Genomic DNA, 19,315 nt, shown 5'->3' with positions numbered 1-19,315 from the left:
ATCCAATATCAGCTGACCGGTCTACCAAAACAATGCCAGATACGCGTCGGCGATGGTTCGGCCGTAGAACGCTGCGAAGAGGCCTGCGAGTGCGAGGAAGCTGCCGAAGGGGAGTCTTGTGGCGGTGTTTGCCTTGCCTCGGATGAGCAGGAGGACTGCGTAGAGCGTGGCGAAGAAGATGCCTAGGGCCAGTGCGATTGCAGTTGGTGCGAAGCCCAGGAAGGCGGCGATCATGGCGAGGAGTTTGGCGTCGCCGAGGCCCATGCCGTCGCGCTTGCGGAGTGCTTTGTAGATGGCGCGGATGGCGTAGAGCAGGAGGAATGCTGCTGCGGCTGCGAAGATGTGGCTGAAGATGTGGAACTCTGGCCCGGTGAGGAAGACGTTGCCGGTGCTGCGGCCTGCGTTGGCGCTGTTGATGTTGATCTGATGTTTGAGGACGACGTCGTCCTGCTGCGAGTCGAGGAAGAAGGCCTGCATGCAGGTGATGGCGATGCCGACGAAGATGCCGCCGTAAGTGAGGTCGCTGGGCAGGATGTGTTCACGCCAGTCGGTGACGGCGAGGCCGATGAGGAACCATCCGAGGCAGGCGGTGGCGAAGCAGCGCAGGGTGAGCTGCATGATCGGATCGAAGTCAGCCGGTAGCGGATGTGTGAAGGGCCAGAAGCTGGCGATGAACCAGAGTGCGACTGCGAGTTCTACTGCGGGGTAGCGCCACGAGATGCTCTGGTGGCAATCGCGGCAGCGACCGCGGAGTAGTAGATAGCTGAGTAGCGGAATGTTGTCGTACCAGCGAAGCTGCGCGTTGCAATTTGGGCAGCGGGAGCGCGGTGAGACGACGGACTCGTCTGCGGGCAGGCGAACGATGCAGACGTTGAGAAAGCTGCCAAGCGCGAGGCCGATGATGCCTGCGAGCGCGGGAATGATCCAATGGGACGGCACGGATTTCAGTATAGGTGTGGGTGTTGTTGGGCTGTTCGAATATGGGCGTGATTCGGCGTCGGTGTGCGAGGCTTCGCGGTTACGTGCGAGGGCGTCTCACGCTGCATGATTCGCAAACTTAAATCCGGTGAATTTCGTATCTACTCCCGCAAGGTGGATGAGAAGACGGGCAAGCGCAGGAACCTGGGAACGTTTTCTACGCGCGAGGCTGCTGAGAAACACGAACGCGCGATCCAGTACTTCAAGCAGGGCTGAGGTGATGTGCAGCCGCGGTTAAGATGAGGGGAATGCCATTCAATTCCTGCTTCCTCTCACGGGTTTCCGCGCTGCTTTCGTGCGTGCTTTTGTGCTGCATGACTTGTAAGGCCCAGGAGCCTGATGTTGTTCCGGATGCGAACCCGGGGCGACCTACTGTGTCGACACCAGCGACGCTGACGCCGGTGGGCTATCTGCAGTTTGAGAGTGGCGGTTTATATGCTCGCCATTCCAGTGAGTTCTCAACGCGCTTCGAACTGAATGAAGTGGTGAAGTTGGCGGTGAATGAGCGGCTGCAGGCTTTGTTGCTGATTGAGCCGGTGGTGAAGTCGACCAAGTCCTCTTCGGATTCAGCGAAGCCTGGCGAAGTGTTTGTCGGAGCGCAGGGCGTGTTGATGAGAGGCGCAGAAAGCCGTCCGACGCTTTCGGCAAGTTACATCTATCGCACGCATGCGAGTCCTGCGCCGGAGCTGGATTATGGGACGTATCGCCAGGGTTTCATGTTGTTGTTGAGCGGCGATGCGAAGGGATTCCACGCGGATCTGAACGGGATGTTGAACGAGCAGATCAGCGATGAGACAGGTGCGCGTCGTGGTCAGTTTGGGCAGTCTCTTGCCGTGTCGCATCCTGTGGGGCGGTTCATTGTTTCAGGCGAACTATGGCACTTTACGCAGCCGTTGGTAAAAGGAAACGCCGTCGGCAATCTGTGGTCGGCGGCGTATCCCGTTCGTAAGAATCTGGTGGTGGATGCGGCGTATGAGCATGGGCTGACCAGCAGTTCAACGCGCTGGCAGACGACTCTTGGGATTAGCTATCTGCTGCCAAAGCAGTTGCTGCCGTGGAAGCAGCACAGGGGATAGCCTGCTTACTTGCTGCGTGCGCCTGCCACGGCGAGACCGAGTCCAGCGACGATCAGAACGCCGGAGACGACGGGGCCGATGGGGAAGGAATGCTCTTCCGTATGGCTGACCTGGATGGGGCCGAGTTTGGCGTCCTGCTTCTTTTCTTTGAACGAAAATCCGCCTGTGATCAGCGTAACGATGCCTGCGAGAACCAGCACAACTCCAACAATGGTGAGACCCTTCATGGAAACCCTCATCTTTTCTGAATTCAGCAACGGGTTTCTGAGACGTGGCAGAACGTGGCGGGGATGCCTTTGGTTGGCGGATTCCGGCGCTCAGCCGGCCTTGCTAACGGATTTCGGCAGGCGTAGTCTCACGCTTACACGGGAAAGGAGGATGGTCCAAACCTATGAAATTTGACTGTAGTTTGTGTGGTTCAACACGTGAGGTGACTGAGGCCTAGAGCGTTCCGCTCCAGACCTGGCTATCTTGCCGAACTATGCACGACGCCCGCCAATATGGGGGATTCTTGCACGGCTGACTTCGCCGAGGCCCTCCGAACGAGTGGACGCCTCAGGTCAATCTCAACAGTTCACCGCAAATAAGAAATGGCCCGCATGCCTATCCGGCGCGGGCCATTTCTTTTTTGTTTTCTTTCTTGCATCAGGGGGCAGGAGGGCGCATCTTAATTACGGATAACAAATATCCGTATATAAAAAGTGAGGCTTTACCCATGTCCCTTCGCATTGACTACGCACACCAATCGCCTGAACTGTTTCGCAAATACCTGGAGATGAGCATGGCTCTGAAGAAGAGCAGCATCGACGAGAAGTTGAAGTCGTTGGTGGAGATTCGCGCTTCGCAGTTGAATGGCTGCGCCTTTTGCCTGGACATGCATGTGAAGCAGGCCAAGATTGCCGGGGAACGTGAGTTAAGGCTTTACCATGTGAGCATCTGGCGCGAGAGCAACCTGTTCACACCGAAGGAGCGCGCGGCGCTGGAATGGACCGAGGCTGTGACGAAGCTAGGCGAACACGGTGTAAGCGATGCGATTTTCGATTCGGTTCGGAAGGAACTTTCGGAGAAGGAATTGACGGACCTGACCTTCGTTTTGATGGTGATTAATGGCTGGAATCGTGTGTCCGTTGCTTTCCAGGCAGTGCCGGGATCGCAGGATGAGGCTTACGGTCTGACGGCAGCAGGGCTGAGTTAATGCAACTTCGGAATCATGTGGAATGGGCTTTGCACTGTTGCGCGATCCTGGCTGGATTGCCAGAGGGCAAGTTTCTGCCTGCGAAGGTGCTGGCGGAGTTCCATGGGGTTCCGAAGGAATATCTGGCAAAGGCGCTTCAGGCGTTGTCGTTGGCGGGGCTGGTGGAAGGAACGCTTGGTCCCAATGGCGGCTATCGCCTGAAGCGTGCGCCGGAAAACATCACGTTTCTGGATGTGGTGGAGGCTGTAGAGGGTAAGGCCTCTACGTTTGTCTGCACGGAGATCCGTGGGAACAATCCTTGCCGCGAGCCGGGATATTGTGACGCGAAGCCCTGTGGCATTGCACGGGTGATGTGGGATGCGGACCGGGTGTGGCGGGAAAAGCTGGCGAGCGTACGGATGTCGGATCTGATGGTGACGCTGCTGGAAGATGTACCGGCTGACCAGCTTGCGAAGAATGCGGAGTGGTTTGCGGAACGTAGCTGACCTGATAAGGCGCCTTTACCGTTTCTGGTGACGCAGGACACTGCATAAGCATGTGAACCGCTCTTAGAATGGAAGGCATGGAACCTCTCGTCATTGCAGGCAAGGCATTTCAGTCGCGACTGATTGTTGGAACAGGAAAGTACAAGGATGGGCCGGAGACGCGCGATGCCATTGAGGCGTCGGGTGCGGAGATGGTCACGGTTGCGGTGCGCCGTGTGAATCTGGACCGGTCGAAGGAGTCGCTGCTGGACTTTATCGATCCGCAACGATACTTCCTGCTGCCGAATACCGCCGGTTGCTACACCGGTGAAGAGGCGATCCGTGCTGCTCGGCTGGGGCGCGAAGTGGGTATCTCCGACTGGGTGAAGATTGAGGTCATTGGCGACAAGAAAACCCTGTATCCGGACGTAGCCGGGACACTGTTAGCGACCGAGGTTCTGGTGAAGGAAGGCTTCACGGTTCTTCCGTATACCTCTGATGACATTGTATTTGCGAAACGGTTAATCGACGCTGGTGCGGCTGCAGTTATGCCGTTGGGAGCACCGATTGGGTCCGGGCTGGGACTGCAGAACACGGCGAACCTCCGCATCCTTCGGGAGATGATCACGGAAGTTCCGCTGATCGTCGATGCGGGGGTGGGTACCGCTAGCGATGCGGCCGTTGCCATGGAGATGGGTTTCGACGCGGTGCTGATGAACACGGCAATTGCGGAAGCTCGTGAGCCGGTGCTGATGGCTGAGGCCATGGGCAATGCGGTGCTGGCAGGACGGCAGGCTTACCTGGCTGGTCGTATGCCGCGGCGGCTGTATGCCTCGGCTAGTTCGCCGCTGGAAGGCGTTTCGCGGTAGCTCTTAGCGAAGATCAGGCAGAAGCCAGTGCGCGGGGATGGGCCTCAAGGGGCTGAACCTCGTGCGCTGGCTTTGCTTCTTTGACCATCAACCAGTAACCGGCCGCGAAGGTAAGCAGGATCAGCGGGCCGTCGATGGCTTTGCGGATGAGCCAACTGTAGATGGCGAGTGCGTTCAGGACGACGAAGGCCATGACTTTCAGGCTGTAGATGAGCCCAGGTCGCGTGGTGACGCGTGCGACGCGCCAACCGATGATTGCTAACGGTAGGGTGATGGTTGCCGCGTCGTATTCCATGATGCGCGGATTCAACAGCAACACACCGACGAGAAGCACCGGGCCCCATTGTTGAAGCGTGATGCGTCCGCGTTCGTAGAGTCGTGCTCCGTAGAGGAGCGCTGCGAAGACGGGTGCTGCGTAGGCGGCGAAGAAGAAGTAGCAACCGGGAGCGTAGGGGATGCCGCGCTTATAGAGGATGTCGCTGAAGAGTCCGGCGGGACTGCAACCGAAGTCGTGATTGAAGCTGAACTGTAGTTCTACCGCTTCAAGATAGTGGCGGAAGAGCGATGGCATAAACACTGGCTGCAAAGCGTATAGACCGATTCCTGCCGTGATGACGCCGAAGGTGGGAAGCCAGTTCTTTTTGCTGGAGAGTGGTGCGATCAGTATCAGCGACAGCATGGGTGCTTTCACGCAGGTAGCGAAGAGAATGACCGCGTAAAAGGGAATCCATTGGTTGCGGCGCCAACCAAGTAGGGCTGTAGCGAAGATGGCCCCGTAGAGAATGTAAGCGATGTTGCCGCTCAGGATGACACCGTTGGCGAGCAGACCTGGGAAGAAGAGGGCGATGCCAGCGAGGTACAGCACGCCGGGTATTTCTATCGTTTGTGCAAAGGTGGCGCAGACTGCGACGGTGCCGAGTGCTCCGGCGAAATAGACCAGCCAGTACAGAGTGATGAGCAACGTGCGCGGCAGGTGGCCGAGGGCTTTCAGCAACGGCAGTGTGATGGGTGCGTAGACATAGCTGTAGGGCGGCGTCTGATCGTTTGCTAGCTGTCCATTTGCTGAGAGTTGCTGATGGTGTTGTTTCTGGATGTCTGTGGCGTCCTGGTACGGGTCATGCCCGCGATCCATGCTGATGAGCGCGTGGTTGTAGACCTGCATGTCCCAGGCTGTGTCGTCGACAGAGGCCCAGATGGGCAGAGCAATTGCAGCGGCGAGCCACAGGCAGCGGACGCCGAGGGGGATTCGTTTCCAGAGACTCCAGAATTGTCGTGCGAAAAGACTCAATGCGTGACCTCGATATTGCCTGACAGCGCAGGATCATAGGCTGGCCGTGTGTCTGAATGATGGCGACGTACTGGCCATGTTACGAAGCTGCTCACAGACAGATTCCAGACAGACGCGATCATGATGCCAGCGAAGCCTGCGACGAGCCATTCGACGCCGGATTGCCAGAGGGCACGCGTAAAGATGAAGTTGGCCCATGCGCCGAAGGAACAAGTGACGGCAAAGCGCAGGATTCCCGGCAGAAGATGTTTGCCTTTCAGGCGGCGGTCGCGGAAGGTGATCCGGTTATTCAGGACGAAGTTTTCCGTCATGGCGAGGAAGGTGGCGATGATCTGTGCAGTGAGGAAATGCACATGCCGGCCATCCACGAGGTAGAGCAACGTGAGCAAGTGCAAGATGAGACCGATGCAGCCCACCAGCATAAAGAGCGTGAGGTGCACGGGGATAACGTCACCGAGCATCTTGTTCAGGACCAGGAAGACATACTCGATGGCCACGGCGGCGTCCAGTTTGCTCTCACCGTGGGTGCGTGCGCGGAAGGTGTAACCGACTTCGTTGAGGCTGACGGGACGACGCGCTGAGCTGAGCATGTCGACGAGGATTTTGAAGCCTTCGCCGCGGACGTCGCGCGCGACCTCCATGAGGAAGCTGCGGCGAATCAGGAAGAAGCCGCTCATGGGATCCGTGAGTTTGCAGTGGCAGATGTGCTGGCTGAGGCGCTGTCCGGCGCGGCTGAGAAGAACGCGCGTCTTGCAGAATTCGCCCATGCTGCCGCCATCGCAGTTGCGGGAACCCACGACCACATCGTGCGATCCGTGCCGCAGGCACTGGACCATTCGGGGAAGGATGGTTGAGTCGTGTTGGAGGTCGGCATCCATGACAGCAAGCAATGGCGCTTGTGAGGACAGCATGCCTTCCATGCAGGCAGAGGAAAGTCCGCGGCGACCGATGCGATGAATCAGACGGACACGAGGGTTTGTTTTTGCGTGAGCGGAGACAACGTCCGCGGTGCCGTCGACGGAGTCATCGTCAACGAAGACGACCTCCCAGTTCCAACCTTCGAGAGACACAGACAACTCTCGGATCAGGAGAGGGACGTTCTCCCGTTCGTTAAAGGTTGGTACGACGACACAGAGTTCTGGTGTCAAAAAACGCCTCCACCGGATACAGCCCCCGTATGCCAACAAAGTTGGATTCAGGCTGCTGTTCTAGGGAGACGTGTGTGGCGCAAATTTGGATTACACCCCAGGCCGGGAGGAATCTTCCCGGGCCTGAGCAATTTATTCCGAAACGGCAGAATTAGCGGAGAAAAACGCTCAATTCGTTTGCGGCGGTTCGTAGATAGGGCAGGAATTTGGCCTGCATCTCCATCATGGGCATGCGAGGAGCATGGCCGCTCAGGTTGATGGTGGCAATGACTTTGCCGCTTGGTGCGTAGACGGGTACGGCCATGGAACGGAGGCCGACTTCATATTCCTGGTCGCAGACCGCGTAGCCGTTGCGGCGAACATTGCGCAGAAGCATCCGGAGTTTTTCTACGGTGTTGACGGTGCGGGGCGTGAATGGCTTCAGGACGACGCGCGACAGGTAACGCTCCACTTCGTCTGGCGGTTGCGACGCAATCAGAACGCGACCCATGCTGGTGCAGTAGGCGGGTAGGCGGCTGCCGATGTGAAGATCGACGCTCATAAGCCGCTGCACCTGGGTGCGAGCGATGTATACGATTTCGTCGCCGTCGAGCGTGGCGACAGAGAAGCTTTCATTCAGCTTTTCGCTCATGCGCTCGAGAATGGGTTGCGCTGCGGAAGAAAGAGTGTTGCTGACGGTGTAGGTGTGGCTGAGCGACAACATCTTGGGCCGCAGGGAATAACGCTGACCGTCTTCAGAACCAACGTAGCCGAGTTTGTTGAGAGTGTAGAGGCAGCGGCGAACTGCGGCGCGGCTCAGGCCGGTCTTGTTCGCAAGCTGAGAGATCGTCATCTGCGGCATTTGCTGCGTGAATGTCTCCAGCACCGTGAGACCGCGCGCCAACGATGTCATGAAGTTGGCATCGCCCTGGTAGATCTCTAGAGCCTTTGCGGGAGAGACCTTTTCAGGCGGCGCCGGAGCGGCGGGAGTGCTGGGGAGGACGGCAGGCGAGTCAAGGACAGCAGAGTCAGACACTAGGCACCTCGTTGCGAGAAGTGTTCGAATAACGCGCAGACGAACGATTAACGCACTTCCAGTGTAACGCCGCCGCGGATTCACTGCAATTCTTCGCACCTGTTCACTGGCAGAAAACATCGACACGTTAGAGAGATAGAACCGCTCTAGAATGGAGACACTATGAGCTCGCTCGAACTTCAGACTTCGCTTCCTTCCGCGCTGCAAAGCACCGTTGCCTCTACCGCTGCCGATTGGCAGAGCGGCAACAAACTGGGCCGTCTTTTTGCCAAGGACGCTTCGCTGTGGACCAGCGGACAGGGCTCTGATGATGAATCGATCTGGCTGGGCTGGCTGGATATTGTGGAGCGCCAGTTGGGCGATCTGCAGTCGTTTGCAGCGTTGCGCGACGACGTAAAGGCTGCTGGTTTTGAGCACGCGCTGCTGTTGGGCATGGGCGGATCGTCGCTGTGCCCGGAAGTTCTTTCGCTGACGTATGGCCACCAGGCAGGCTTCCCGAAGCTGCACATTGTGGACTCGACCGATCCCGCGCAGGTTGCAGCGGCACGCGCTGCCGTGAACCTGAAGAAGACGGTTTGCATTGTGGCTTCGAAGTCGGGCTCGACGCTGGAGCCGAACATTCTGAAGGATTACTTCTTCAGCGAGATGCAGAAGGAAGTGGGCGCTGCTGAGGCTGGCAAGCATTTCATTGCGATCACTGATCCAGGTAGCAAGATGGAAGCAGTCGCAAAGGCTGATGGCTTCCGTCACATCTTCTACGGCGATAAAACCATTGGCGGTCGTTTCTCGGCGCTGTCGAACTTTGGCATTGTGCCTGCCGCTGTAGCTGGTCTGGATGTGCCGAAGTTCCTGCAGCAGGCCAAGCGCGGCGTTGACGCGGCGCACACTGCAGAGATCACGAAGAACCCCGGTGTTCTGCTGGGCATCATTCTGGGCGATGCGCACAATGCAGGTCGTGACAAGCTAACGTTCTTTACCTCGCCGGAGATTTTCGACCTGGGTGCCTGGCTGGAGCAGTTGATTGCGGAATCGACTGGCAAGCTGGGCAAGGGCATTACCCCGGTTGATCGCGAGACGATTGGTGCGCCGAGTGTGTATGGCAACGATCGCGTGTTTGCGTACATCCGCCTGAGCACTGCGGACAACGCTGCGATGGATGCGAAGGTGGATGCGCTGGCTGCTGCTGGTCATCCTGTTGTTCGCTTCACGATCGACGATGTGTATGAGCTGCCGGCGATCTTCTACATCTGGGAGATTGGTGTGGCTGTTGCCGGTTCGGTGATGGGCATTAACACCTTCAACCAGCCGGACGTGGAAGCTGCAAAGATCGAGACGCGTAAGCTGACCGATGAGTATGCTGCGACGGGCAAGCTGGCCGAGCATGAGCCGATTCTGGATGTGGACGGCGTCAAACTGTTTGCCGATGAGAAGTATGCTCTGACGCTTTCGACCACCGCTTCCGGCAAGACACTTACGGATTATCTGAAGGCGCATCTGACACAGATTAAGCAGCACGATTACTTTGCGACTCTGGCTTATATCGAGATGACGCAGGAGCATGAGGACCTGATCCAGAGCTTCCGCATGAAGGTGCGTGACGACAAGACGGTGGCCACGTGCCTCGGCTTTGGACCGCGCTTCCTGCACTCGACGGGCCAGGACTACAAGGGTGGACCGAACACCGGTGTGTTTCTGCAGATCACTGCGGACCACGCGGTGGACCTGGCGATTCCGAATGCGAAGTACACGTTTGGCGTGGTGATTGATGCGCAGGCAGCGGGCGATCTGGCCGTGTTGCAGCAGCGCGGACGTCGTGCGCTACGTGTTCATCTGGGCGCCGACGTTTCGAAGGGATTGAACCAGCTTGGGCTGGCGATTACGGAAGCACTCGCATAACTCGCTTCACAAATGCAAAGGGCCGGAAGTTTTCGAAAGAAAGCTTCCGGCTTTTTTGTTTTGCGAGGATGCGTTGGGATTCTTCGCTTCGTTCAGAATGACGTGCAGTTGTTAGAGCGCGGCGAGGACGTCTTCAGGTTCGGGGCGGACGCGGAAGTCCGCGTGGGCTTGCGCGAAACGAATGGTGCCGTCCTGGCCGATGACGAAGGTGGCGGGTAGCGGCAGTTTCCAGACGCTGTCATCTGGTGCGGCCATGATGTTCTTGCCGCTGTTAATGAACGGAATGTTCACCAGGATGGAGCGGTAGTAGCGCTGGAGCGTGATCGACACCGCATACGCAATGCCGAACTTTTCTGCGAGTTCGCTGTTTGCGTCCTGCAGTAGCGGATAGGGTATGTTGTGTTGTTGAACGGTGAAGTCGCTCTGACGAAGTGTCTGCGGTGAAATGCCGACGAGGAGGGCGCCGCGTTCGCGCAGTTGCGGATAGAGGTCGCGCCAGACTTCGAGTTCCGTGACGCAGTACGGGTCCCAGCGGCCGCGGAAGAAATTGATAACAAGCGGGCCGAGTGCGAGAAGATCGCTGGAACGAACCGTCTTGTTCGACACCGCATCCAGCAGCGAAAACGATGGTGCCTGCGCTCCTACGGGGAGGATGCGATCTTCAATGCCGGTGCTGAAAAGCTCGGCAATGGCCTGCTCGCTGATGGCAAGGCGATCGGCCTGCACCAGCTTTCGCGTGTTCTGTGTGATTTCGTCGAGCTTATCCTGCAAAGCGGCCATGGTTATATTGTCTGATGTTTCGGTGTTTCGCTTCAACTAAGCTGGAAACATGCAGCAGGCGATTGAGTTCATCCTGGAAGTAGAGAAGCTGAAGACGGTAACGCGGAAGGTGAAGCCGCTGGCACTGGAGCGGTATGAAAACTCCGCGGAACATAGCTGGCAGCTTTGCCTGTTTGCCTATTCGCTGGAAGTCTACGCCGCGGAACCAGTGAATATGAACCATGTGATCCGCATGCTTCTGGTGCATGACATCGGAGAGATTGATACCGGCGACACTATGGTGTTTGTGGAAGGCGGATGGGGCGAACGCAAGCGCGATGAGCTGGCTGCGATTCGCCGCATCTTTGGTTTTCTGCCTGCCGATAAGGCTGCGGAACTGGAATCGTTGTGGCAGGAGTTTGAAGCGGGGCAGACAGCAGAAGCCCGGTTTGCAAATGCCATTGACCGCGCCATGCCTGCGTTGCTGAACCTGAATAACAACGGCCAGAGCTGGAAGGAAAACGGCATCAGCTATGAGCGCGTAGTGAAACGCATTCGCGGCCAGATTGAAGAAGGATGCCCGGCGCTGTGGGAGTATATGGAGCCGCGCCTTGCCGAAGCGAAAGAACGCGGCTTCTTCGGAGCGTAGTTATTCCTTTGCGGCTGCTTCCAGATCGGCAATGATGAATTTCTTCATGCCCATCATGGCTTGCATGCCTTTAGGTGTCTTCACCAGATCGAAGATGTTTTCGGGGACGATCTGCCATGCAAGACCGAACTTGTCTTCCAGCCAGCCACAGGCAACTTCCTGTCCGCCATTGGCCGTTAATTTGTTCCAGTAATAGTCGATCTCTTCCTGGTCTTTGCACATGACTACGAAGGAAATGGCCTTGGTGAAGCGAAATTCGGTGTCGCTGTTGAGGGCCGTGAAATGGAGATCTTCCAACCGGAACGAGATGGTGAGGGGCTTGCCGCCAGGGCCGGGGAGACCGCCCGTCTTCTCTGCGTCGGGGAAGACAGAGATGTAGAAGTCGACAGCCTCTTCCGCGTTGCCGTTAAACCAGAGGAATGGTGTGATCTTGTGCGTGGTCGTGATGCCCATGAAGTGCTCGCCTCCTTAATGTGGACATTGTACACATTGGCATACAGGGAAGGGGACAGCGTTTAGCTGTCCCCTTTCCTGTTAAGTATGAATTTTTCGTGTGACTACATTCCTGCCATATCCATGTCATGGCATTGCGTGGTGGTCACCTTGGCTGTTACGACGCGTTTTGCAGGCGCAGGGGCGGGAGTACGCAGGGAAGAACGCTTCTTCGCGGGGCCTGCATTGAGTTTCGCCAGCTCTGTGGTGAGGCGTGCGAAGCCCTGTTCACGTGCGGTCTTGTTGCCTTCCACTGTATTGGTGGGATCAACACCGGCTCGCATGAAGCCGTGGCCTGCGCCGTCGTAAGTGACGGGATCATACTTCTTGCCTGCAGCCTTCATCGCTTCGATGGTGGCGGGGATGGTTGCATCGATACGTGCGTCGTTGCCGCCGTAGAAACCGAAGACAGGTGCGTTGATGGCAGCCATGTCTGCGGTGGCAGGTGGCGGGCCGTAGAAGACGAATGCTGCGTTCAGATCTTTGCGATGCGTGGCGAAGGCGAAGCTCTTACCGCCGCCCCAGCAGAAGCCGACGGACGCCAGCTTACCGTTTGCGGCAGGAAGCTTGGTGACGTAGTCGGCTACTGCATCGAGGTCGGCCATGACGACGGCGTTATCGAGTCCGCTGACCGATTTGGTTACCTGATCCTGAGAGGGGAAGCTGTCCGTGCCGCCGCCGTTTGGTCCCATGCCTGTGAGAACGTCGGGTGCGATGACGATGTAGCCCGCTGCAGCGAGATCATCGGCCATGCTCTTGGCCCAACCGCTGAGGCCGAAGATCTCCGGGATGAGAACGATGGAGGTCGCCTTGGTTTTCACTTCGGGGTAGACGACGAAGGCATCGAGCGGCTTGCCGTTGGCCTGGAGCTTGACATATTCGTGGTGGCGCGGGGAGGCGTCGAGGCGCTTCACCGCCCAGTCCTGTGCGTGTGCAGCGGCTGTGGTGCCAAAGAGGATGGAGGCGGCGAGGGCGAACGCGCGGAGTCTCATGCGTTGGAGTGTAGGGCGTTCCGCGTGGAATGCGCAATGGGATTTGTGGGTTGTGACAAGGCTTTGACAAGCAAAAATGGCAGGGGGGATTTTGGCTCGATCCCGAATGTCGATTGCCCGAATCGTACGACCGCTTTTCGCCGCAGGCCCACACCGTAATGGGGATGTGGGCCTGAGGCTTTGTGTTTATGACAAAGGCTTTGGACCGGATGGCGGGAACGTCGTGATGCTTACGATCTTGCCTTCCGGGGAGAGGAGGAGCGAGTCGTGCCCTTTGGCGGGGATGGTTCCGTCTGCCAGGACGAGCGCCCATGTGAAGAGGGCGACATCGTGGTGTGAGGACATGTCTTCGACAGCAAAGTGTGCTCCCGGGAACTTCTTCCGAAAGCTTTCCATGTCGTTCAGAATTGCTTCGCGGCTACCCTGGAATTCGGGCGTCAGGTACTGGATGGAATCGTCAATGACTTGAGCCAGGGCGTTTTCTCGTTCTTCGTTTGATACTAGTTTCCATGCTTCGGCGTAGGTCTCGTAGAGATTCCAGAGTTGCGGCTTTGTCATGTGTGCTCCTTGCTGCATGCTCCCTCATCACGTAAGGAACAACATGAAGCCAGTGTACGAAGAGTCTGCTGACACCCTTGTGTCAGTACATTGAGAGATGGAGGTGGGATAGAAGGTGACCGTTGAAGCCTTGCGAGATCGCGTTCGGACCTATGCGGTCCCGGTGGTTGTCGTTGTTGCCGTGGCCCTGCTTTTGCGGTTTCCTCTATTGGATTGTTTTGACTGTGAAGGTGGAAACCCTTGGGGGCGAGACGAAAGCGCTTATATGCTGCGGTCGTACCTCTGGTTCGCTTACAGAGCCATTTCATGCTTTTTGATGGCAGCCTCCCGTGCTCGCTTGGCATCGGCGGCGCCGATACTGCTTGCTGTGGTCGATTTCATCACGCAAGGAATAGATGGGGTTGCGTGGTGGTCGCTTTTCAATAATGAAGGCCCGTTCATCTTTCTTTTCGACTGCGCTGCCGGCCTATGTGCGTTATTGCTTGGGAGTGGAGTCGCGATGTTGTTAGCTCGTGTCAAACGTCGCGTGCGTTACCAAGACGACTGTATTTCGTAGTGGAATGCAAAAGGAGGAGCCCGAAGGCCCCTCCTTTGTCATCGAGAACAGTACGAAGTACTAGCGGCCGAAGCCACCGCCCATGCGTCCCATTTGTCCCATCTGGCTCATGAGGCGGCGCTGCATTTTGCCGCCACCGGAGCCGAGTCCCTTGAACATCTTGCGCATCTGGCCGTACTGCTTCAGCAACTGGTTCACTTCCTGAACCGATACGCCGCTGCCTTCCGCAATGCGGCGACGGCGTGAGCCGTTGATAATTTCGTGGTCGATGCGTTCTTTCTTCGTCATCGAGTTGATGATCGCTTCGGTGCGGGCGAGCTGCGAGTCGTCCACGTGTTCAGCGGCCTGCTGCAGACCCTGGAAGGGACCGACTGAGGGCATCATCTTAAGAATGGACTGCATGCTACCGAGCTTCTTGATCTGGCGAAGCTGATCGCGGAAGTCTTCGAGAGTGAAGCCGTCGCCGCTTAGGGCTTTCTTGGCGAAGTCTTCTGCCTTGCCGCGGTCGAGCTTTTCTTCGGCCCGTTCGAGCAGGGTGGCGATATCGCCCATGCCCATGATGCGCGAGACAATACGGTCCGGGTGGAAAGCTTCAAACTGCTCCGGTTTTTCGCCGGTGCCGAGGAACTTAACCGGGGCACCGGTAACGTTGCGGATGGAGAGTGCCGCGCCGCCGCGTGCGTCGCCGTCCATCTTGGTGAGGATGACGCCAGTGATGCCGAGCTGCTTGTGGAAGGCGTCGGCGGAGTTGACGGCGTCCTGTCCGGTCATGGCGTCGGCCACGAAGAGGATTTCGCTTGGATTGAGGGCAGCTTTGAGCTGCTTCATCTCGTCCATCAGCGCTTCGTCGATGCCGAGACGACCGGCGGTATCGACGACGAGGATGTCGTTACCAAAGTTGCGGGCTTCGCGGAGGGCTTCCTTGGCGAGACGCAGGACGAGCGGTGTGCCAGCTTCTTCTTCGTTGACCTTGCCGGTGTAGATCTGCGCACCGACGGCCTTGGCGACGATGGCGAGTTGCTCACGCGCGGCAGGACGGTAGACGTCGACCGAGACGAGCATGGGGCGGTGGCCGCCCTTCTTGAGCCATGTGGCCAGCTTGCCGCTGGAAGTGGTCTTACCGGAGCCCTGGAGGCCTGCCATCAGGATGACGGTGGGTGGCTGTGAGGAGAACTTGAAGCGCGCAGTGTCCTTGCCGAGGATCTCGATCAGTTCGTCGTTGACGATCTTGATGATCTGTTCGGTGGGGGAGAGCGCGGTGGCCACCTGCGTACCGAGAGCTTTTTCTCGGATGTGGTCGATGGTGGCTTTGACGACGTTCAGATTAACGTCGGATTCGAGCAGCGCGAGGCGAATTTCGCGCAGGGCTTCGGAGATGTTCTCTTCCGTGATGGTGCCCTGACCGCGGAGGTTCTTAAAGGCGCGCTGCAGTTTTTCTTGAAGATTCTCAAACATGGCTTGTCACTTTTAAGTTTAGCAGTGGGGGCGGCTGCAACATCTGTCCGTGGTTTTGAAGCGTCTATCTAAGAGAGAAGGTGACGCGATGAATCGACGGAACTTCCTGCAGAAAGCGGCGGTTTTTGGCGCTGCGGTGACGGTTGGGTCGCGCTTTGCGATGGCGGCGAGCGGACCTGCCATGGTGAAGATTGCGGTTTTTGACGTGGACGGCAAGCCGACCGGGGTGCAGACGGTGGCAAAGGTGCAGAAGTCCGATGCGGAGTGGAAGAAGCAGTTGCAGCCGATGCAGTATGCGGTAGCTCGGCGGGCAGAGACCGAGCGGCCGTACAGCGGCGCGACGTGGAATGAACATGCGCATGGCGTGTTCCGCTGCGTGTGCTGCGACTTGGCACTGTTCCGGTCTGAGACGAAGTTCGAATCGGGCACGGGGTGGCCGAGCTTCTACCAGCCCATTGCAAAAGAAAATGTGATCGAAAAGATTGACATGACGCTGGGCATGGAGCGGACGGAGGTGCTGTGCCGGCAGTGCGATGCCCACCTGGGACACGTGTTCGATGATGGTCCGCGGCCAACTGGGATGCGGTACTGCATGAACTCTGCGGCGATGACGTTTCACAAGACGGCATAATCAGCGATATGGCAACTGTGGAACCTTGGCTTCGCGGAACGTTGAGTGAGATTGAGCCAGTGCGGCGGGCGGTTCTGCATGCTCTGGAATTGGCCGAAGAAGATGTATTGCGGTGGACGCGCGATCTGGATGACGAGACGCTCGAAATGGAGCCGTTGGGTCTGCCTTCCGTTGCGTTTCAGATGCGGCATATTACGCGGAGCATTGACCGTTTGCTGACGTATGCGGATGGGCGCGGTTTGTCAGAAGAGCAGCTGCTTGAGCTGCGATCGGAACACGTTGCTGGAAGTGGTGGGGAGGAACTTCGCCGACAAGTGTCGGAGGTGATTGCGAAGGTGCGTCCATTTGCGATGCGGTTTTCGCAGGATCAGTTAAATGAGCCGCGTGGAGTGGGGCGTGCTGGTTTGCCTACGACGTTGGCGGGGTTGTTGATTCACATTGCGGAGCATACGCAGCGGCATGTGGGGCAGTTGATTACTACGGCTAAGGTCGCTGTGGCATTGAAGGATGCGCAGGGGAGTTGACGGGAGAGATGTAGGTAGCGGTCAGTACAATCCTCAGCTGAATAGTCTCTTCAAGGGGTGGTCATCGTGAACGTGATTCGTTTCTGTGGTCTCCTCGCTTCGCTCCCGATCATTTTCAGTTTTAGCGTTGCGTCTGCACAGGAGCCCTCGTCGTCGCCCTCGTTTGATGTGGTCTCTATTCGACAAGTGAGTTCAGGCGCACAACGCAGCAATGACCAACCAGACATGGAAGTCAGGGCGAATGGATGGCGGTTGAACGATGAGTCGTTGTTCGCCGCGATTCTTAATACCTACACCCCGTCTGTAGGAAACGCGGCTTTTTATACCGTGAAGCAAGTCCAAGGGGTTCCTAGCTGGGCTATGGACGACTTGTATGTGATCGACGCCCGGATCGGAGAGAGTGATCTCGAGAGGTGGCAAAACCCTGCTACTCGGGCCGATTTGCTTCACTCCATGATGCGCTCCATGTTAGCGGATCGCTGCAAGCTTGCTGTCCACCGCGAGTTAAAAGAAGTGGCGATCTATTCTTTAACCCTGACTAAAGATGGGCCCCAGTTTAGTGAATCTGTTCCAGGGGCCAAGCACCCAACTGGCGGCCCCATTCCCGGGGGCGGTGAGTTTATTCCCAGCGACGGGCAGGGTGTAATGCATTTCTACGGAGCGCCTCTCAGCGCCGTTGCCGGAGTGTTGTCCAATATGATGGGACGGCCAGTGCAGGATGCGACGGGACTTAGCGGCAAGTACGATATTTCACTGAAAATGGCGTCGTTGGATTCGACCGTTGGCAGTTCCGGGCTGTCCGTTTCCGAGGTCGCAAAAGACCTTGGCCTCAAACTGGTTCCGACAAAGGGGCAGGTCGAGATTTTGGTCATCGACCATATCGAGAAGCCATCTGAGAACTAGACAGGCATAGACGATCGGCGACTCGCCCTTTTACGCGCATGTGCCTCGCATAAGGGGGCTATTCCTTCACGAGCTTGTAGACGAGGCCGAGGATGGCCGTTGCGATGAAGACCCACAACAACTGATACCAGTAGAAGAACGGGAAGCCGAAGAGCGTGGGCGTTTCGCGGTTGTAGAGGCTGGGAAAGATGAGCGCCACAACGGGCAGCAGCAGAAGCCACAGCCATCCGCGGTTTCGCTTTTCGTTTTCGACTGGTTCCTGCATGCGCCAAGGATAGCGCAATGCGTTGATACGATGAAGATATGAGTGAAAGCACGTCAGCGAAAGCTGGAGATGCATTCCGTGAAGCCGCAGCGATCATGGCGCGGCTGCGTGGTCCGGGCGGATGCCCGTGGGATCGCGAACAGACCTTCGATTCCATCAAACCGCATACGTTGGAGGAGACCTACGAGGTCTTCGACGCGATTGATCGGCGTGCCTGGGGCGAGTTGCGTGACGAGCTTGGCGACTTGCTGTTGCAGGTGCTGTTCTACGGGCAGATGGCCGAAGACGAAGGGCATTTCAATATTGACGATGTCGTCCGTGGACTCAGTGCGAAGCTGGTGCGCCGGCATCCGCATATCTTTGGTGATGTTGTCGCCGAGACGGCAGGCGACGTTATCCAGACATGGGATGCGGTGAAGCAGAAGGAACGCGAAGGTAAGCTCGCGAAGGATGATGGCTTGCTGGGCGACGTTCCGCGCTTTGTGCCTGCTCTGGTTGAGGCGCGCAAGCTTGGCTCCAAGGCTGCGAAGGTTGGTTTTGACTGGCCGGATGCCAGCGGTCTGCTGGATAAGGTTCAGGAAGAGATTGCGGAGGTCAGAGAAGAGATGACTACCGCGCCGAATGCCGAATTACTGGAAGAAGAGATTGGCGATTTGTACTTTGTACTGACCAATCTTTCGCGTCATTTGCATGTTGATCCAGAACAGGCGTTGAAGAAGGCGAACACGAAGTTTCGTCGCAGGTTTCGCGCGATGGAAGAGATGGCGGGAGATGGATTTGCCGCGCTGCCGCTGGATGAAAAGGATGCGCTTTGGAACAAGGCAAAACTCAAGGAGAAGAGCCTGTGAGTGAGCTTCGTGTAGAGCAGTTACATACGTTGGAAGAGTTTGATGCCTGCGTGCATTTGCAGCAGAAGACATGGCAGTATTCCGCGGGTGAGTTATTGCCGCGCAGGGTATTCTTTCTTGCCGACAAACTGGGTGGACATGTCCTGGGGGCCAGGGATGGCAACACCTTAGTGGGTTTCAACCTGGGGTTGCCGGCGCAGCGCAACGGCATGGCATATATCCATTCGCAGATGCTGGCAGTGCTGCCGGAGTATCGCAATAGCGGCCTGGGACGGACCATGAAGCTGCGACAGCGCGAGATTGCGTTAGAGCAGGGCATCAAACTTATCGAGTGGACTTATGATCCACTGGAAATAAAGAACAGTTTTTTTAACCTATCGCGCCTTGGTGCGATTAGTCGCAGATATATCCCGGATTTTTATGGGTCGTCATCGTCACCGTTGCAGGGTGGTTTGCCGACGGATCGTTTGTATGCGGAATGGTGGATTGACTCGGACCACGTGAAGCGTGTGATGGCGCGTGAGGCGATGAAAGAAAAGGTGGAAGCTACCGTCTCAGTCCCTGCCCAGATTTACGCGTGGAAAGCCGAAGGCGATAAGCATGCTGTGCAGACGCAGTTGCGGGTAAGGGAAGCTCTCACGCGGCACTTTGCTGAGGGCCTTTCTGTGATTGGTTATGAGCGCGCGGAAGATGGTACGGGTGCGTTTTTGCTGGGGCTAGTGCCTGCTGAATTTCAAAGCTATTAGGAGTAGTT

At 57.3% G+C, this 19,315-nt stretch carries 24 protein-coding genes; 13 read left to right on the top strand and 11 right to left on the bottom strand.

Annotated elements, in window-relative coordinates; translation table 11 throughout:
- Window positions 1–21: 21 nt before the first annotated feature.
- Complete coding sequence (locus M504_RS02960; protein WP_047487787.1) at window positions 22–939, bottom strand: A24 family peptidase; 918 nt, start codon at window positions 937–939, stop codon at window positions 22–24.
- 105 nt (window positions 940–1,044) lie between these two features.
- Here M504_RS02960 and M504_RS21985 point away from each other — a divergent pair, with 105 nt between their 5' ends.
- The gene (locus tag M504_RS21985; protein ID WP_156993470.1) at window positions 1,045–1,194 is read left to right on the top strand and encodes a hypothetical protein; all 150 of its coding nucleotides are present in this window, start codon (window positions 1,045–1,047) and stop codon (window positions 1,192–1,194) included.
- 158 nt (window positions 1,195–1,352) lie between these two features.
- Window positions 1,353–2,054, top strand: coding sequence for a transporter (locus M504_RS02955; protein ID WP_047487784.1), 702 nt, complete (start codon window positions 1,353–1,355; stop codon window positions 2,052–2,054).
- A gap of 5 nt (window positions 2,055–2,059) precedes the next feature.
- Here M504_RS02955 and M504_RS02950 read toward each other — a convergent pair whose 3' ends face one another.
- Window positions 2,060–2,281 carry a hypothetical protein gene (locus M504_RS02950; RefSeq protein ID WP_047487782.1) on the bottom strand — a complete coding sequence of 74 codons (222 nt, stop codon included), beginning with the start codon at window positions 2,279–2,281 and terminating at the stop codon, window positions 2,060–2,062.
- A gap of 488 nt (window positions 2,282–2,769) precedes the next feature.
- Here M504_RS02950 and M504_RS02945 point away from each other — a divergent pair, with 488 nt between their 5' ends.
- The 3 genes from M504_RS02945 (at window position 2,770) to M504_RS02935 (ending at window position 4,582) form a co-directional block, all read left to right on the top strand.
- The gene (locus M504_RS02945) at window positions 2,770–3,249 is read left to right on the top strand and encodes a carboxymuconolactone decarboxylase family protein (RefSeq protein ID WP_047487779.1); all 480 of its coding nucleotides are present in this window, start codon (window positions 2,770–2,772) and stop codon (window positions 3,247–3,249) included.
- Complete coding sequence (locus M504_RS02940; protein ID WP_047487776.1) at window positions 3,249–3,734, top strand: Rrf2 family transcriptional regulator; 486 nt, start codon at window positions 3,249–3,251, stop codon at window positions 3,732–3,734. The genes M504_RS02945 and M504_RS02940 overlap by 1 nt, the downstream gene beginning before the upstream one ends.
- Window positions 3,735–3,811: 77 nt before the next feature.
- A complete protein-coding gene (locus tag M504_RS02935; RefSeq protein WP_047493231.1) occupies window positions 3,812–4,582 on the top strand; it encodes a thiazole synthase in 771 nt (256 codons plus the stop codon).
- Between the two features lie 13 nt (window positions 4,583–4,595).
- Here M504_RS02935 and M504_RS02930 read toward each other — a convergent pair whose 3' ends face one another.
- The 3 genes from M504_RS02930 to M504_RS02920 form a co-directional block, all read right to left on the bottom strand.
- Window positions 4,596–5,870 (bottom strand): hypothetical protein, encoded by a 1,275-nt coding sequence (locus tag M504_RS02930; protein ID WP_047487772.1) that lies wholly within the window; start codon window positions 5,868–5,870, stop codon window positions 4,596–4,598.
- Window positions 5,867–7,018: a glycosyltransferase family 2 protein gene (locus M504_RS02925; RefSeq protein WP_198137511.1), complete on the bottom strand. Its 1,152-nt coding sequence runs from the start codon at window positions 7,016–7,018 to the stop codon at window positions 5,867–5,869. The genes M504_RS02930 and M504_RS02925 overlap by 4 nt, the downstream gene beginning before the upstream one ends.
- A 151-nt stretch (window positions 7,019–7,169) precedes the next feature.
- Window positions 7,170–8,033, bottom strand: coding sequence for an IclR family transcriptional regulator C-terminal domain-containing protein (locus M504_RS02920; protein ID WP_047487769.1), 864 nt, complete (start codon window positions 8,031–8,033; stop codon window positions 7,170–7,172).
- Between the two features lie 162 nt (window positions 8,034–8,195).
- Between M504_RS02920 and M504_RS02915 the strand changes: the two genes are divergently transcribed.
- Window positions 8,196–9,929 carry a bifunctional transaldolase/phosoglucose isomerase gene (locus M504_RS02915; protein WP_052200284.1) on the top strand — a complete coding sequence of 578 codons (1,734 nt, stop codon included), beginning with the start codon at window positions 8,196–8,198 and terminating at the stop codon, window positions 9,927–9,929.
- A 111-nt stretch (window positions 9,930–10,040) separates the two neighbouring features.
- On the opposite strand, the gene M504_RS02910 is transcribed toward M504_RS02915, so the two are convergent.
- A complete protein-coding gene (locus M504_RS02910; RefSeq protein ID WP_047487766.1) occupies window positions 10,041–10,709 on the bottom strand; it encodes a peroxiredoxin-like family protein in 669 nt (222 codons plus the stop codon).
- A gap of 49 nt (window positions 10,710–10,758) precedes the next feature.
- On the opposite strand from M504_RS02910, the gene M504_RS02905 reads away from it, so the two are divergent.
- Window positions 10,759–11,337 carry an HD family hydrolase gene (locus M504_RS02905; protein WP_047487763.1) on the top strand — a complete coding sequence of 193 codons (579 nt, stop codon included), beginning with the start codon at window positions 10,759–10,761 and terminating at the stop codon, window positions 11,335–11,337.
- Here the strand turns inward: M504_RS02905 and M504_RS02900 are convergent, their stop codons facing one another.
- The 3 genes from M504_RS02900 to M504_RS21045 all read right to left on the bottom strand — a co-directional run bounded on the left by M504_RS02900 (window position 11,338) and on the right by M504_RS21045 (window position 13,379).
- Window positions 11,338–11,790 (bottom strand): VOC family protein, encoded by a 453-nt coding sequence (locus M504_RS02900; RefSeq protein ID WP_047487760.1) that lies wholly within the window; start codon window positions 11,788–11,790, stop codon window positions 11,338–11,340.
- A 104-nt stretch (window positions 11,791–11,894) separates the two neighbouring features.
- Window positions 11,895–12,821 carry a dienelactone hydrolase family protein gene (locus tag M504_RS02895; RefSeq protein ID WP_047487757.1) on the bottom strand — a complete coding sequence of 309 codons (927 nt, stop codon included), beginning with the start codon at window positions 12,819–12,821 and terminating at the stop codon, window positions 11,895–11,897.
- 186 nt (window positions 12,822–13,007) lie between these two features.
- Complete coding sequence (locus M504_RS21045; protein WP_052200282.1) at window positions 13,008–13,379, bottom strand: nuclear transport factor 2 family protein; 372 nt, start codon at window positions 13,377–13,379, stop codon at window positions 13,008–13,010.
- Between the two features lie 115 nt (window positions 13,380–13,494).
- Between M504_RS21045 and M504_RS02885 the strand changes: the two genes are divergently transcribed.
- Window positions 13,495–13,935, top strand: coding sequence for a hypothetical protein (locus M504_RS02885; RefSeq protein WP_156993463.1), 441 nt, complete (start codon window positions 13,495–13,497; stop codon window positions 13,933–13,935).
- 60 nt (window positions 13,936–13,995) lie between these two features.
- Here M504_RS02885 and ffh read toward each other — a convergent pair whose 3' ends face one another.
- Window positions 13,996–15,390: a signal recognition particle protein gene (ffh, locus tag M504_RS02880; protein ID WP_047487752.1), complete on the bottom strand. Its 1,395-nt coding sequence runs from the start codon at window positions 15,388–15,390 to the stop codon at window positions 13,996–13,998.
- A gap of 88 nt (window positions 15,391–15,478) precedes the next feature.
- Between ffh and msrB the strand changes: the two genes are divergently transcribed.
- The 3 genes from msrB to M504_RS02865 all read left to right on the top strand — a co-directional run bounded on the left by msrB (window position 15,479) and on the right by M504_RS02865 (window position 17,448).
- On the top strand, window positions 15,479–16,021 hold the full coding sequence (gene msrB / locus M504_RS02875; protein WP_052200280.1) for a peptide-methionine (R)-S-oxide reductase MsrB: 543 nt from the start codon (window positions 15,479–15,481) through the stop codon (window positions 16,019–16,021).
- Between the two features lie 8 nt (window positions 16,022–16,029).
- Window positions 16,030–16,545: a DinB family protein gene (locus M504_RS02870; protein ID WP_047487748.1), complete on the top strand. Its 516-nt coding sequence runs from the start codon at window positions 16,030–16,032 to the stop codon at window positions 16,543–16,545.
- Between the two features lie 66 nt (window positions 16,546–16,611).
- Window positions 16,612–17,448, top strand: coding sequence for a TIGR03435 family protein (locus M504_RS02865; protein ID WP_198137510.1), 837 nt, complete (start codon window positions 16,612–16,614; stop codon window positions 17,446–17,448).
- Window positions 17,449–17,506: 58 nt separating this feature from the next.
- Here the strand turns inward: M504_RS02865 and M504_RS02860 are convergent, their stop codons facing one another.
- Window positions 17,507–17,713 carry a DUF3311 domain-containing protein gene (locus M504_RS02860; protein ID WP_047487741.1) on the bottom strand — a complete coding sequence of 69 codons (207 nt, stop codon included), beginning with the start codon at window positions 17,711–17,713 and terminating at the stop codon, window positions 17,507–17,509.
- Between the two features lie 38 nt (window positions 17,714–17,751).
- Here M504_RS02860 and mazG point away from each other — a divergent pair, with 38 nt between their 5' ends.
- Window positions 17,752–18,561 (top strand): nucleoside triphosphate pyrophosphohydrolase, encoded by an 810-nt coding sequence (gene mazG, locus M504_RS02855; RefSeq protein ID WP_047487738.1) that lies wholly within the window; start codon window positions 17,752–17,754, stop codon window positions 18,559–18,561.
- Window positions 18,558–19,307 (top strand): GNAT family N-acetyltransferase, encoded by a 750-nt coding sequence (locus M504_RS02850; RefSeq protein ID WP_047487735.1) that lies wholly within the window; start codon window positions 18,558–18,560, stop codon window positions 19,305–19,307. Before mazG ends, M504_RS02850 begins: the two co-directional genes overlap by 4 nt.
- Window positions 19,308–19,315 lie beyond the last annotated feature (8 nt).

Origin of the sequence: Terriglobus sp. TAA 43 (assembly GCF_000800015.1) — a bacterium.
Lineage (GTDB): Bacteria > Acidobacteriota > Terriglobia > Terriglobales > Acidobacteriaceae > Terriglobus.
This window is presented reverse-complemented; position numbering and strand designations above follow the sequence as displayed.

Bases quoted from the DNA above. Each gene is read 5' to 3' on its own strand.
- msrB (WP_052200280.1), top strand. From the start codon at position 15,479: ATGAATCGACGGAACTTCCTGCAGAAAGCGGCGGTTTTTGGCGCTGCG.
- M504_RS21045 (WP_052200282.1), bottom strand. From the start codon at position 13,379: ATGACAAAGCCGCAACTCTGGAATCTCTACGAGACCTACGCCGAAGCA.
- M504_RS02860 (WP_047487741.1), bottom strand. From the start codon at position 17,713: ATGCAGGAACCAGTCGAAAACGAAAAGCGAAACCGCGGATGGCTGTGG.
- M504_RS02895 (WP_047487757.1), bottom strand. From the start codon at position 12,821: ATGAGACTCCGCGCGTTCGCCCTCGCCGCCTCCATCCTCTTTGGCACC.
- M504_RS02870 (WP_047487748.1), top strand. From the start codon at position 16,030: ATGGCAACTGTGGAACCTTGGCTTCGCGGAACGTTGAGTGAGATTGAG.
- ffh (WP_047487752.1), bottom strand. From the start codon at position 15,390: ATGTTTGAGAATCTTCAAGAAAAACTGCAGCGCGCCTTTAAGAACCTC.
- M504_RS02915 (WP_052200284.1), top strand. From the start codon at position 8,196: ATGAGCTCGCTCGAACTTCAGACTTCGCTTCCTTCCGCGCTGCAAAGC.
- M504_RS02900 (WP_047487760.1), bottom strand. From the start codon at position 11,790: ATGGGCATCACGACCACGCACAAGATCACACCATTCCTCTGGTTTAAC.
- mazG (WP_047487738.1), top strand. From the start codon at position 17,752: ATGAGTGAAAGCACGTCAGCGAAAGCTGGAGATGCATTCCGTGAAGCC.
- M504_RS02945 (WP_047487779.1), top strand. From the start codon at position 2,770: ATGTCCCTTCGCATTGACTACGCACACCAATCGCCTGAACTGTTTCGC.
- M504_RS21985 (WP_156993470.1), top strand. From the start codon at position 1,045: ATGATTCGCAAACTTAAATCCGGTGAATTTCGTATCTACTCCCGCAAG.
- M504_RS02935 (WP_047493231.1), top strand. From the start codon at position 3,812: ATGGAACCTCTCGTCATTGCAGGCAAGGCATTTCAGTCGCGACTGATT.
- M504_RS02910 (WP_047487766.1), bottom strand. From the start codon at position 10,709: ATGGCCGCTTTGCAGGATAAGCTCGACGAAATCACACAGAACACGCGA.
- M504_RS02950 (WP_047487782.1), bottom strand. From the start codon at position 2,281: ATGAAGGGTCTCACCATTGTTGGAGTTGTGCTGGTTCTCGCAGGCATC.
- M504_RS02905 (WP_047487763.1), top strand. From the start codon at position 10,759: ATGCAGCAGGCGATTGAGTTCATCCTGGAAGTAGAGAAGCTGAAGACG.
- M504_RS02940 (WP_047487776.1), top strand. From the start codon at position 3,249: ATGCAACTTCGGAATCATGTGGAATGGGCTTTGCACTGTTGCGCGATC.